This window comes from Tatumella sp. UCD-D_suzukii (genome assembly GCF_000611875.2).
Classification (GTDB): domain Bacteria; phylum Pseudomonadota; class Gammaproteobacteria; order Enterobacterales; family Enterobacteriaceae; genus Tatumella; species Tatumella ptyseos.
In genome coordinates this window covers 193,968-206,400 of the sequence record NZ_JFJX01000012.1, presented here as the reverse complement: position 1 = coordinate 206,400, position 12,433 = coordinate 193,968, and the positions used below count along the sequence as shown (strand labels likewise).

The following is a 12,433-nucleotide window of genomic DNA, read 5'->3' as shown; positions in this document are numbered from 1 at the left end:
GTTCATTGCGTATCCTTAACGTGAAAAATCGAGACCCGGCGGCAGTGTTTCCGGTAATGTTAACTGCGGGCTTTCCAGTGAGGCCATCGGCCAGGCGCAATAGTCTGCCGCATAAAAAGCGCCGGGACGGTGATTACCGGACGCGCCTACCCCGCCGAAAGGTGCATTACTTGCAGCCCCGGTCAGCGGTTTATTCCAGTTAACGATCCCTGCCCGCGCCCGTTTTTGCAGCAATAAAAACTGCCGGCGATCCGCTGAGATCAGCCCGCAGGAAAGGCCATAGCGGCTGCGGTTAGCCAGGGTGATCGCCTGTTCAAAGTCGTCATAACGGATAACGTTCAGTAACGGCCCGAAGACTTCCTCATCCTCCGCCGCTGGCAGACCCGTGATATCGATGATCCCCGGATAAATCAACGCAGAGTCCGGGTCCGGCCAGCGCATCCTGAGCAAGACCTCCCCTCCGGCCTGTTCGGTCTGCTGCCAGTGCTGCCAGATATGAGCGGCCGCGGCGGGTGAGATCACGCTGCCCATAAAGGGTTCAGGCAGGGCATCCCAGGCGGCCGGGACAATTTTTCCGGCGACCTCTGTGAGCCTGGCGAGAAAACGGTCCCCCTGCGGACCCCGCCTGACCAGCAGGCGGCGGGCACAGGTGCATCGCTGACCGGCGCTGATAAAAGCAGATTGCAGGGTAATGTTGACCGCGGCATCAATATCCGCAGGATCTTCGACGATCAGTGCATTATTCCCCCCCATCTCCAGCGCCAGAATCACCTCCGGTCGTCCCGCAAACTGGCGATGGATCTGATAGCCGGTGGCGGCACTGCCGGTAAAAAGTACCCCGGCCAGCGAAGGCTGCGCCAGTAGTGCCTGCCCCGTTTCTTTACCTCCCTGGATCAGGTTAATGACCCCGGCGGGGAGTCCGGCTTTCAGCCAGCACTCCAGCGTCAGTTGAGCCGTCGCAGGCGTCAGTTCACTGGGTTTGAATACCACGGTATTCCCGGCCAGCAGGGCAGGAATAATATGTCCGTTCGGCAGATGGCCCGGAAAGTTATAGGGGCCGAACACCGCCATCACGCCATGGGGGCGGTGATGCAAACTGCTGTCCTGCGTTTCGATGTCGCCGGTCCGCTGATGCCATGACCGTACCGAGATGTCGATCTTGTTGATCATAGAGGTCACTTCACTGGCGGCTTCACGGCGGGGTTTTCCGGTCTCCCTGCCTATGCAGGCGGCCAGCGATTCCTGATGTTTTTCGAGTTCTTTTCCGAAACGGTTAACCACCGCCAGCCGCTCACTGAATTCCCGTGCGGCCCAGTCGTCGAATACCTCAGCGGCGGCCTGACAGGCCGCGGCAACGTCTTCTTGTGCCGCACAGTGTCCCTGCCAGATAACCTCACCGCTGACCGGGTCATATTTTGTCAGAGTGCTACCCCGGCCGGTCAGCCATTGGCCATTGATCAGTAATGTCATAAACGGGCTCCTTGCGGGTTAAGAGAGACTACGCGTACCGGGTCACCGGCAGCTATCTGTAACCGGGCAGCGCAGGCAGGCGGGATCAACAGCGTTTCAGCCTGCGGGTCGACGGGCAGCAGCATGGCCCGGAAATGGTGGTAGTCCATACCGGCGACCAGACAAAGCGGATGCTGTTCGCCGGGTGTCCCTGTGACGGCAGACATCACCCTGCTCTGATTAACCGCACGGATTGCCGGTAACTCACATTCCAGCGTCGGGCCGCCATCAAAAATATCCACATAGTTCTGATAGCGGAACCCTTCAGCTTCCAGTAACGCCCTGGCCGGTGCCGTCTGCTCATGAACCTTACCTATGACCGCCTGAGCCTCTGCGCTCAGGTAGTGGATATATAGCGGGTGTTTTGGCATCAGCTCTGCAATAAACGCTTTATGCCCGGTACCGCTGAGAAAATCTGCCCGGCTGAAATCCATCGAAAAAAAATGGCTGCCGACACTGTCCCAGAACGGTGAATTACCGGCGTCATCGAGTACCCCGCGCATCTCCGCGACGACCTGCGGAGAGAACGCCTCCGGAAAGCAGGCCATAAACAAAAAGCGTGATTTCGACAGCAATTGGCCGTTCTTACGGATCCGGTAGTCCGGGTCCAGAAATAATGAACAGAGTTCGGTCGCTCCGGTGTGGTCATTACTCAGTGATAATGTCGCCAGCGGATTATAAATATCCAGCTGGCGTGAGGCATGAACCAGCGACCCTACGCGGTAGTTGTACCAGGGCTCTTCCAGGCCGACCGCGACTTCTATCGCACTGATCCCGGCAATCACGCCGTTTTCGGTATCCTCCAGAACAAACACGTATCCCTGCTGCGCCCGGCATCGCTCTCCCTGCCATGTCTCCACTGAGCGCTCAATACGCTCTGCCAGGGTCTTCTCATCCTGAGGCAGGGACGTCAGCCCCCCACCGGTTTTCTTAGCAAGCCTCATCAGGCCAGCCAGGTCTGCATGGCATACCGGACGGATCACCATCATCAGTCATTCCTCCCTGACAGAACGGAACCGTCGATTGCGGGCAGACGCTTACCGGCCTGGCCCGGCAAGGCAATACCGTCACCGTCCGGATATCTGGCGGAGGTTTCTTCGTTGCGGATAGGGTGTGGTCTCATGAGCGTCTCCGGACTGAATATCAAAAACGATTATTTACATGTCAGCCTCAGACAGGCTGGATTCAGTACAGATTGCAGTTAACGTGCCAGAGCGTCATAAAATGCATAAAATTATCAACATTAAAATAAATCAATGGGTTACGTTATTACTGTATTCACTTTTTATGAATAAAAAATGAATAGTACGATGACGGGATAAGACAGGCCGAGCGGAGAAGAGCAGATTTATGCAAAAAAAGGAAAAATTATTTATTTGCTGATTTTTATCACTTTCAGGAATAAAAAACACCGGGCAGCGCACCTTTCAGGTGCAGGTGGCTGCCTTCCCCGGCAAACAGTGAACCAAAACAGTGCGACCGCCCACACTATAAACACACAGGCCCCCCGCCGCTGGCTGGCAGCGGGAACGAAAACGGACAGATTTGCAGTACAGATAGCGGATTGAGATCGGGCCACCGGCCGGTAGCGATCCGCTCACTACGGCTCAAGGTGCCATCAGATCATACTGTTCAGGATTGACCGTATCATCCAGTTGCATAGGCGGGGTCAGCTTCAGCGTAATGGTATTAGACGTCACCGTATTATGATTATTCGTTACCGTAACAGCGAGGTGATATTCATTCGTCGCCTGCGGGTCATTATTCCAGGCCGGCATAATAATGCTCCAGCCCCGGGTCCCTGTGGCATCCGCTGGTGGTGTCAGGCTGAGCGCACGGGTATCGCCTTCCCAGTGGATCGATGTGATGTTTTTATCCGGTGTCACCTGCAATTTCAGCATCAGGCTCTCCCCTGCGGATAACTGCCAGGGAGGGGTTGCGAGGAACACACTCAGTGAACTGCGTTTACGATAACTCAGTACCGGGCTGTTATTACGACTGACAACATCAAACCGGCTGCCCCGAAGTGAACGGGCCGCCGCCACCGCATCCGGTGACAGTTGCTCACGTAGCGACTCGCCAAAATGGTAATTAAACTTCAGACCAAACAGATCCTGGCTCTCGCCACCGGTTCCCGTTTTATGGCTGGCCGAAAACGTTACCAGCGGTACCGGCGTATAGGTGACCCCCAGCGAAAGCGCGGAAGGATTATGGTAATAGTTACCACTATCGAAGGCATCGATATTATCCCCCAGATATTGCTGCCAGCTTACCGTGACGCCGAGTTGCCGGTAAAAGGGCAGATATCCCTGACTGTTAATATCATAACCGCGTGCCATTCGGGCCATCTGTGTGGTATTGACATCACGCCAGCCGGACAGTGGCTGATAGTAGTTTGCAGAAAAACGGAGAAAACTTCCCCAGGCTTCCGAACCGACCGAGGCCCGGTTCAGCGCCTTATTAAACAGGTGATCGAGGAAGGCATTATAACCAAACAGCCAGTCACCGGCTCCCCAGCGCTGTCCCAGTCCGACACTGCCTGTCGTCCCGGGTGAGCTGTCGCTGAGTACCACTTCACTGAATGTCAGGTAGCGATCATTTTCTGCCAGCGGGCTAAGCAGTGAGGCTGAAGTTCCGTCAAAATTCCCGTCGATATCCACATTCAGATCCACACTGGCATGACCGTAAGGCGAGAGCAGAGACTGGCTTTCCTGGTTCAGCCGCTTCCCCAACTGGTCGCGGAAATGATCAAACGCCCAGAGTCCGGCGCTATGTCCGAGACTGGTATCAGTATCACTATTATTCGCGGCAGCAATAGCCTGAGCAATTTCAGCCAGCTGGCGTGAAAAATCGTTGCTTACCGCACTGCTGCCTAAATCAGGAAGCTGATCGGCTTCTTTGGCAAAGCGGGCTGCAGAATCATCAAACGGTGTTTCTGAGAGGGTCGGGTCACTGTCAGCCCTGGCAGTGAATTGTGCTGAAAGAAGCAGTGTGACGAAACAGCAAAGGAGACGGGATCTGTTTAAGGGCATAAATAATATTAACAGCTTCCGGTAGAAAGATTCTCTGACGATGAACAACCTGAATACTCTGATCAGTGTGAACGCACAGTATATCATAGCCTGCCGGAAGGTATAACGTTCAGCGCAATTCCCGCACAATGAGGCCATCGGCGGCAGGTCAGTACGCGTCCTGTTCCGGACAACAGGCTCTGACCTGCGAGGCAAGCATGTTCAGTTTCTCATCCGGTGCACCGAGCGCGGCCAGACTGTTGACCAGTTCATAAAGGTAGCGGGCATTGGTGCCGAGTGGCCCCCGGGCTGCAGCGATCAGCGGTGCGATAATGGCAGGCGAGTCATCCGGTTCATACAAAGGATGTTCAGTATTAATGGTAAATACCAGTGCCGTGATCTCACGGCCATTGTCCAGTGTCACTTTCTGCCAGCGCGGGCAGTAACAACCGGTGATCATCTCCCGCTTCCAGAGTAATTCCAGTTCTGTGGCCCGGGTCGTCTCATTCAGGCGGAACACCAACCCGCGGGTTTGTCCTCCGGCCTTTAAGGCCAGCATACGGCCAGGGGTACAACCGGTACCCCGCCCGGCAATCAAACGAATACAAAAGGCACGCTGCCAGCCGTCCAGCTGCGCCGGTTGAACTTCACGGTAGTCAAGTACCGGATTCCACATCAGTGAACCGTAACCGAAGACCCAAATCGGCTCGCGGGGAGGGAGTTCTGCCAGAAAACGGCTCAGAGAGGCTTTCCGCTGTTCCGTACTCAGTACCAGATGCGGCTCAATACTGCCAAACGACGACTGGCAATCAGCATTAATCAAAAAATCCCGGGTCAGCACATTCCCTCCCTTCTCGTTCTGCTTTTTCAGTGAAACCCGGTGTTATCATTACAGCAAACAGCCAGTTATGTGAAGTGCTTCACAAATAATAACTCTTTATCCTGACAACAAATCAGATTCATTGAACGTCTTTCCCCGGGTTCTCCCCGAAAAGAAGCCTTAAATGAAAACCTCAACCCGGAACAGAGAGGTTAATCCTATAAAACACAGCAAAACACCAATGAAAGGTAAACAAACCATAAAATATTATGGGTTAATGATTTATAAAAATTAAGAATAAACAGTCACCTCAGAAGAATATCTCCTGAAAAAGAAGACAACACTGTAATAAGGTAAAATACCGTAAAAAAACCTATCAATACTACAGATAAATGATACTATTATTGACAGTTACTATGCCGCATACGTTTTATCCGACAGCCTTACCCCCTAAGAAGATAGTTCATTTTTAACGCGTGAGGAAACAGAATGCCAGCGCATGAAAAAACCCGACACACGGAATATTCTCTTATTTTCCCGATAGTGGCATTGATCGTACTTTGGTTTTTTAGTCATCAGACTTCATTACCTATTGTGATCGCTATCAACCTGCTGACACTTGTCGCTATCCTGTGCAGCGCTTTCAGCGTGGTACGTCATGCCGACGTACTGGCACACCGGCTGGGTGAGCCTTTCGGCTCGCTGATCCTGACGCTGTCGGTGGTTATCCTGGAAGTGAGTCTGATTTCGGCATTAATGGCGACCGGTGGCGCGACTCCGGGCCTGATGCGCGATACGCTGTATTCAATCATTATGATTGTGACCGGCGGGCTGGTCGGTTTTGCTCTGCTGCTCGGTGGCCGTAAGTTTGCCACCCAATATGTCAACCTCGCGGGCGTAAAGCAGTACCTGATTGCGATTTTCCCGCTGGCCATTCTGGTGCTGGTGTTTCCGAATGCCTTACCGGGCGGTAACTTCAGCACCGGACAGGCACTGCTTATTGCGCTGGTCTCTGCTGCGATGTATGGCGTTTTCCTGCTGATCCAGACGAAAACGCATCAGAGCCTGTTTATCTATGAGCATGAAGATGACAGCGACGACGGTGACCCGCATCACGGCAAGCCCTCTGCCCATAGCAGCGGATGGCATGGTCTGTGGCTGGTCATCCACCTGCTGGCGGTGATCAGCGTGACTAAAATGAATGCGCCGGTCCTTGAACAACTGCTGGGCGATTTACACGCACCGCAGCAGTTTACCGGGTTCCTGATTGCCTTGCTGATCCTCTCTCCTGAAGGGTTAGGCGCGATAAAAGCCGTCCTGGCCAACCAGGTTCAGCGGGCGATGAACCTTTTCTTCGGGTCGGTACTGGCCACCATCTCGCTGACCGTGCCGGTTGTGACGCTGATATCGGTGATCACCGGTCAGCCGCTGATTTTCGGGCTGGAAGCCCCGCAGATGATTATCATGTGCAGTGTGTTGCTACTGAGTCAGATTTCCTTCTCTACCGGCCGGACCAATGTTCTTAACGGTGCTGCCCACCTGGCTCTGTTTGTCGGTTATCTGATTACCGTCATGCTGTAGTCCGCTATCGCGTCCGGTACTCCTCCGGAATAACGCAAAAAAAACGCTGTCATCTGACAGCGTTTTTTATGGCCTCTGACCCGCTTATTTGCTGGTATCCAGCGCCGGGAAAGATTTCACCACATCATCAATAGCTTTCATCTGGACCAGGAAAGGCTCCAGTTTATCCAGCGGTAATGCCGAAGGACCGTCACATTTCGCGTTCACCGGGTCCGGATGCGCTTCAATAAACAGACCGGCAATCCCCACCGCCATTCCGGCGCGAGCCAGTTCAGCAACCTGTGCACGACGCCCGCCGGATGCCGCACCGAAGGGGTCACGGGTTTGCAGCGCGTGAGTCACGTCAAAAATCACCGGGGAATTGCTGGAGACTTTTTTCATTACATTAAAGCCCAGCATATCCACGACCAGATTGTCATAGCCAAAGTTACTGCCACGATCACACAGGATAACTTTATCGTTACCACCTTCAGCAAACTTATCGACGATATTGCCCATCTGACCCGGGCTGATAAACTGCGGTTTTTTAACGTTGATAACCGCACCGGTTTTTGCCATCGCTTCAACCAGATCAGTCTGGCGGGCTAAAAAGGCCGGTAACTGGATCACATCAACCACTTCGGCAACCGGCTGCGCCTGTGCTGCTTCATGCACATCAGTAATAATTTTTACGCCAAAAGCGGCTTTCAGTTCAGCAAAAATCTTCATCCCTTCTTCCAGGCCCGGGCCACGGTAAGAATGGATTGAAGAACGGTTTGCCTTATCAAACGAGGCCTTAAACACATAAGGGATCCCCAGCTTATCTGTCACTTTGACGTAGTGTTCGCAGATACGCATGGCCAGGTCGCGGGACTCCAGCACGTTCATACCGCCGAACAGCACAAACGGCAGATCATTAGCTACCTTGATGTCACCGATGGCGACGACTTTCTCTGTCATACTGTTGTTCCTATAGTTACTGATGCGCTGCTCAGTGCAACGTCACTTGTTTATTCTCAATCGCGTGGATTTGAACTTTAATCATCTCACTGACCGGATCTTCAGGACACTGCTCTATAAAATACGTTAAATCATTTAACGCAATATGTTCACATTCCAGTTGTGCGTAAATCAGGCCCCGGTCACGGATTTCGTAGGGATCTTCCGGGTCCATGTTTAACAGCACTTCACTGACCTGTAAGGCCAGTTCCAGCTGCTGCTCTGCCATCAGAGAGGCTTTCAGCGTATCCAGCATCTTGCGGACCACCGTGGCATTATCTGCCTCCTCCAGGTCTTCATCGTATAACCCGGAGGTCGGCCCCAGAGTGCCCTTAACCCAGACGTCGAGCGTATGTTCGTCCAGCGTCTCGCCGTTAAAGGGATTGATCAGCCACATCTCTCCGTCGACCCAGTCGGCCCGCGCAATCAGCTGGGTCGGGAAAATAACCGGTAACAGGGGTAATGAAAGTTCTCCGGCAATGAACAGTAATAAAGCACCGAGAGAAACCGCCGTTCCCTGACGGGTTTTTAACACATTATCCAGCCACAGGGCATCAGACAAACGGTAAATCCCGCTGGCCCCGGTAAACCCCCACTCCCGATAGAAGAGATCCATCAGCTGTTCCAGCTGCTGTTCCTGGTCCACATCGGTTGAGACATGCGTTCTGGCCTCAGCCACCATCTCTGCCAGCCGGGTGTGCACTTCCTGCGTCGGGAAATCCGGGCGAACACCGGCCATTACCGTCATCATGGCTTCACACAGGGAACATTCACTGAAATCGTAATTCATTGTCGTACTCATTATCACACCGCCAGCAGCATTTTTTGTGTTGCCAGGCTGACAATGATCCCGACCATAATCAGTGCCGCGATAAAGGCAACGCCCCTGACCGGGAGTGAATACTGGCGACGACCGAAGGCGATAAACCCAAGGCCGATATACAGCACCACGGCAAAAAGCTTCTCAGTCAGCCAGCCGTTGCCTTCGGTAAACGGATACTGATGGGTGATCAGCACCAGCAGTATGCCGCTCAGTAACAAAAAGGTATCAACGATATGGGGCACTATTTTTACCCAGCGACGATCTGACATGGCAGAATGTGCCGCTTTCCAGTAAAAGCGCAGAATAAAAAGCGCAACAGAGAGAAACACTGTCAGCAGGTGAATAGATTTAACTAACGGAAAAAGAGTGTACATATCAGCTCATTGTAGTCGGTTTAATATACTGTCCATAGGTGACACGGGGATTACCGCCATAATCGGCGCGTGTGCTCACCTGGCGGAACCCGGCGTCTGTCAGTAATGCTCTGACCGCAGCATCCTGCTGCCAGCCGTGTTCCAGTACCAGCCAGCCTTCGGGAAGGAGCCAGTCGCGGCTCTTATCGATAATAATCCGTAAATCTGCCAGTCCCCCCTCATCGGCGACCAGCGCACTCAGAGGTTCAAAACGGACATCCCCTTGCTGCAGATGTTCATCCGTCGCATCGATATACGGGGGATTACTGACAATCACGGCAAACCGACTGGCTGTCAGGGCATCAAACCAGTGACTTTGCAGAAACCGGCAATTGGCAAGCGACAGCAGGGCCGCATTCTCCTGCGCCAGCGCAACGGCTTCCGCAACACGATCCACGCCGGTGACCTGACAATCCCCCCGCTCTTTGCCCAACGCCAGGGCGATAGCACCGGTCCCGGTCCCCAGGTCAAGCAGCGGCGACGGAGACTCCGGGATAAGTTCAAGCGCAACCTCGACCAGGACTTCCGTGTCCGGGCGGGGGATCAGAGTGCTGTTATTCACTTTTAGCGGCAGTGACCAGAATTCGCGTTCCCCCAGCAGGTGCGCTACCGGTTCCCCGGCCTGGCGGCGCTGCAACAGCCCCGCCAGCACGGATAACTGCGCGTCCGTCAGCCGGGTATCGTCAAACGCGATAATCCAGCTACGGGGTTTGCCGAGCACAAAGCCCAGCAGGATTTCAGCATCCCGTTTCGGGCTGTCACTCTGAGCTAAAACGGTCCGGCTCTGTGTCAGCCACTCACGTACAAGCATTAGTCCTGGCCTGCCAGTGCGGCCAGCTGATCGGCCTGATATTCCTGAACAATCGGTTCTATCAGGCTATCGAGTTTCCCTTCCATCGTTTCATCCAGACGGTAGATAGTCAGGTTAATACGGTGGTCGGTCACACGGCCCTGCGGGAAGTTATAGGTGCGGATACGGTCAGAACGATCACCGCTGCCCAGCAGGTTACGGCGCGCAGAGGCCTCAGCTTCGTGACGTTTGGCCATTTCAGCGGCATGAATACGAGCACCCAGCACCGACAATGCTTTCGCTTTGTTTTTATGCTGTGAACGCTCGTCCTGACATTCCACCACGATCCCGGTCGGTAAGTGGGTGATACGGATGGCTGAATCGGTGGTGTTAACGTGCTGTCCGCCAGCGCCGGAAGAACGGAAGGTATCGATTTTCAGATCCGACGGGTTGATTTCCGGTAATTCAGCGTCCGGGATTTCCGGCATGATGGCCACCGTGCAGGCAGAGGTATGGATACGCCCCTGTGATTCGGTTTCCGGCACACGCTGTACACGGTGCCCTCCGGATTCAAATTTCAGTCGTCCGTAAGCCCCCTCACCGACGATTTTGGCGATCACTTCTTTATAACCCCCGTGTTCACCCTCACTGGCGCTGACAATCTCTACCCGCCAGCGGCGGGTTTCAGCATAACGGCTGTACATACGGAACAAATCACCGGCAAAGAGTGCCGCTTCATCCCCGCCGGTACCGGCACGGACTTCAACAAAGCACGGACGTTCATCATCAGGATCTTTAGGCAGTAACAGCACCTGCAGATCCTGTTCCAGCTCCAGACTTTGAGCCTTTGCCTGCTGTAATTCATCCGAGGCCATTTCCCGCATTTCCGGGTCGTCCAGCATCAGGGTTGCGGTTTCGATATCTTCCTGAACTTGCTGCCACTCACGGAAGCATTTCGTCACATCAGTCAGCTGTGAATATTCACGCGATAAGGCCCGGAAACGCTCCTGGTCGGAGATAACGCCGGCATCACCCAGTAACGCTTCCACTTCTTCATGACGTTCCTGCAGCGCTTCGAGTTTAGCAACAATTGATGTCTTCATGTATTTGAGGTTTATCCGATAACTGAAAAGGGCAACCCGGCATTATTCAATGCCAAGGCTGTCGCGTAAAATTTGCAGGCGTTCGCCATCGCCATCGCGGGCTGCCTGCTGAAGGGATTTGGTCGGGGCATGGATCAAACGATTGGTCAGTTTGTGTGCCAGGTCGTGCAGCACTTTAGTCGCATCCTGCCCTTGCTGTAATGCCTGCAAGGCCCGGGATTCCAGCTCCTCACGAATGAGATCCGCGTGCGAACGGTAATCACGGATAGTCGTGACCGCGGCCTGTGAACGCAACCAGGACATAAACTCGCCGCTTTCATAAACGACAATATTTTCTGCTTCCACGGCAGCCGCCTGACGCTGAGCCATATTCTGCTCGATAATGGTTTGCAGGTCGTCAACCGTATATAAATAAGCATTCGGCAGTTTGCCGACTTCAGGTTCCACATCACGGGGAACGGCAATATCCACCAGCAACATTGGCTGGTTACGGCGGGCTTTCAGCGCCCTTTCCATCATACCTTTACCGATAATAGGTAACGGACTGGCCGTAGACGAAATAATGATGTCCGCGTCCTGCAGGCGGGAAGTCAGTTCGCCGATTTCAATCACTTCCGCATCCACCTCATCTGCCAGCACCTGTGCACGTTCACGGGTACGGTTAGCTATGATCAGCTTTTTGACCTGGTGCTCGCGCAGGTGACGGGCCACCAGTTCAATGGTCTCACCGGCCCCGACCAGCAACACATTAACGGATGAGAGGGATTCAAAGATCTGACGTGCCAGAGTACAGGCAGCAAACGCCACCGAGACGGCACTGGCACCGATTTCGGTCTCTGTTCGTACCCGTTTTGCCACCGAAAAGGTTTTCTGGAACATGCGTTCCAGTTCACTGCTCAGTGCATGGCCGCGCTGCGATTCAGCAAACGCTTTTTTTACCTGGCCCAGAATTTGCGGTTCGCCCAGCACCAGCGAATCTAACCCGCTGGCAACGCGCATCAAGTGGCTGACGGCCGCGTTGTCCTGATGCCAGTAAAGACTTTCACGGACGTCGTCTTCCCGCAACTGATGGTAATCGCATAACCAGCGAACCAGTTGTTCCTGAATATCCTCATTTTCGCCGACACTGAGGTAAAGCTCAGTACGGTTACAGGTGGAGAGTACCACACCACTTTCTACCTGTGGCTGTGATAACAGGCTGTCCAGCGCTTTATCAAGTGTGTCCGGCCCAAAAGATACCCGTTCGCGCAGAGCGACAGGTGCCGTTTTGTGATTGATTCCGAGTGCTAGAAGCGTCATGGCAATTCTGGTTGGGTTGTCCCAATAATGTCAGGGTTATAGAGTTATTCTACAAGATGCAGCAGATCATGAAAAGCCATACAAAAGCTCAGACAGTAATAAGATT

Annotated in this window: 12 protein-coding genes; 1 reads left to right on the top strand and 11 read right to left on the bottom strand. The window is 53.7% G+C overall.

Annotation, left to right across the window (positions count from 1 at the left end; all coding sequences use genetic code 11):
- Positions 1-15: 15 nt before the first annotated feature.
- The 5 genes from astD to CG67_RS05015 form a co-directional block, all read right to left on the bottom strand.
- Positions 16-1,470 carry a succinylglutamate-semialdehyde dehydrogenase gene (astD, locus tag CG67_RS05035; RefSeq protein ID WP_025901891.1) on the bottom strand — a complete coding sequence of 485 codons (1,455 nt, stop codon included), beginning with the start codon at positions 1,468-1,470 and terminating at the stop codon, positions 16-18.
- Positions 1,467-2,498, bottom strand: coding sequence for an arginine N-succinyltransferase (astA, locus tag CG67_RS05030; protein WP_025901890.1), 1,032 nt, complete (start codon positions 2,496-2,498; stop codon positions 1,467-1,469). The genes astD and astA overlap by 4 nt, the downstream gene beginning before the upstream one ends.
- The gene (locus tag CG67_RS18645; protein WP_256360143.1) at positions 2,498-2,632 is read right to left on the bottom strand and encodes a hypothetical protein; all 135 of its coding nucleotides are present in this window, start codon (positions 2,630-2,632) and stop codon (positions 2,498-2,500) included. The genes astA and CG67_RS18645 overlap by 1 nt, the downstream gene beginning before the upstream one ends.
- Before the next feature lie 484 nt (positions 2,633-3,116).
- Positions 3,117-4,541, bottom strand: coding sequence for a YchO/YchP family invasin (locus CG67_RS05020; RefSeq protein ID WP_038024697.1), 1,425 nt, complete (start codon positions 4,539-4,541; stop codon positions 3,117-3,119).
- Positions 4,542-4,689: 148 nt separating this feature from the next.
- Positions 4,690-5,361, bottom strand: a complete 672-nt coding sequence (locus tag CG67_RS05015; RefSeq protein ID WP_025901887.1) for a gamma-glutamylcyclotransferase — start codon at positions 5,359-5,361, stop codon at positions 4,690-4,692.
- Positions 5,362-5,829: 468 nt separating this feature from the next.
- Here CG67_RS05015 and chaA point away from each other — a divergent pair, with 468 nt between their 5' ends.
- Positions 5,830-6,921, top strand: coding sequence for a sodium-potassium/proton antiporter ChaA (gene chaA / locus CG67_RS05010; RefSeq protein WP_025901886.1), 1,092 nt, complete (start codon positions 5,830-5,832; stop codon positions 6,919-6,921).
- Between the two features lie 84 nt (positions 6,922-7,005).
- On the opposite strand, the gene kdsA is transcribed toward chaA, so the two are convergent.
- From kdsA to hemA, 6 genes are read right to left on the bottom strand one after another with little or no spacing between them, the layout of a single operon-like run.
- Positions 7,006-7,860 carry a 3-deoxy-8-phosphooctulonate synthase gene (gene kdsA / locus CG67_RS05005; RefSeq protein WP_025901885.1) on the bottom strand — a complete coding sequence of 285 codons (855 nt, stop codon included), beginning with the start codon at positions 7,858-7,860 and terminating at the stop codon, positions 7,006-7,008.
- A gap of 31 nt (positions 7,861-7,891) precedes the next feature.
- Complete coding sequence (gene sirB1, locus CG67_RS05000) at positions 7,892-8,701, bottom strand: invasion regulator SirB1 (RefSeq protein WP_025901884.1); 810 nt, start codon at positions 8,699-8,701, stop codon at positions 7,892-7,894.
- Positions 8,702-8,703: 2 nt separating this feature from the next.
- Entirely contained in the window at positions 8,704-9,096 is a 393-nt protein-coding gene (locus tag CG67_RS04995) for a SirB2 family protein (RefSeq protein WP_025901883.1), read from the bottom strand.
- Position 9,097: 1 nt separating this feature from the next.
- Positions 9,098-9,946: a peptide chain release factor N(5)-glutamine methyltransferase gene (gene prmC, locus CG67_RS04990; RefSeq protein WP_025901882.1), complete on the bottom strand. Its 849-nt coding sequence runs from the start codon at positions 9,944-9,946 to the stop codon at positions 9,098-9,100.
- A complete protein-coding gene (gene prfA, locus CG67_RS04985; protein WP_025901881.1) occupies positions 9,946-11,028 on the bottom strand; it encodes a peptide chain release factor 1 in 1,083 nt (360 codons plus the stop codon). The genes prmC and prfA overlap by 1 nt, the downstream gene beginning before the upstream one ends.
- Before the next feature lie 42 nt (positions 11,029-11,070).
- Positions 11,071-12,327, bottom strand: a complete 1,257-nt coding sequence (gene hemA, locus CG67_RS04980; protein WP_025901880.1) for a glutamyl-tRNA reductase — start codon at positions 12,325-12,327, stop codon at positions 11,071-11,073.
- Positions 12,328-12,433 lie beyond the last annotated feature (106 nt).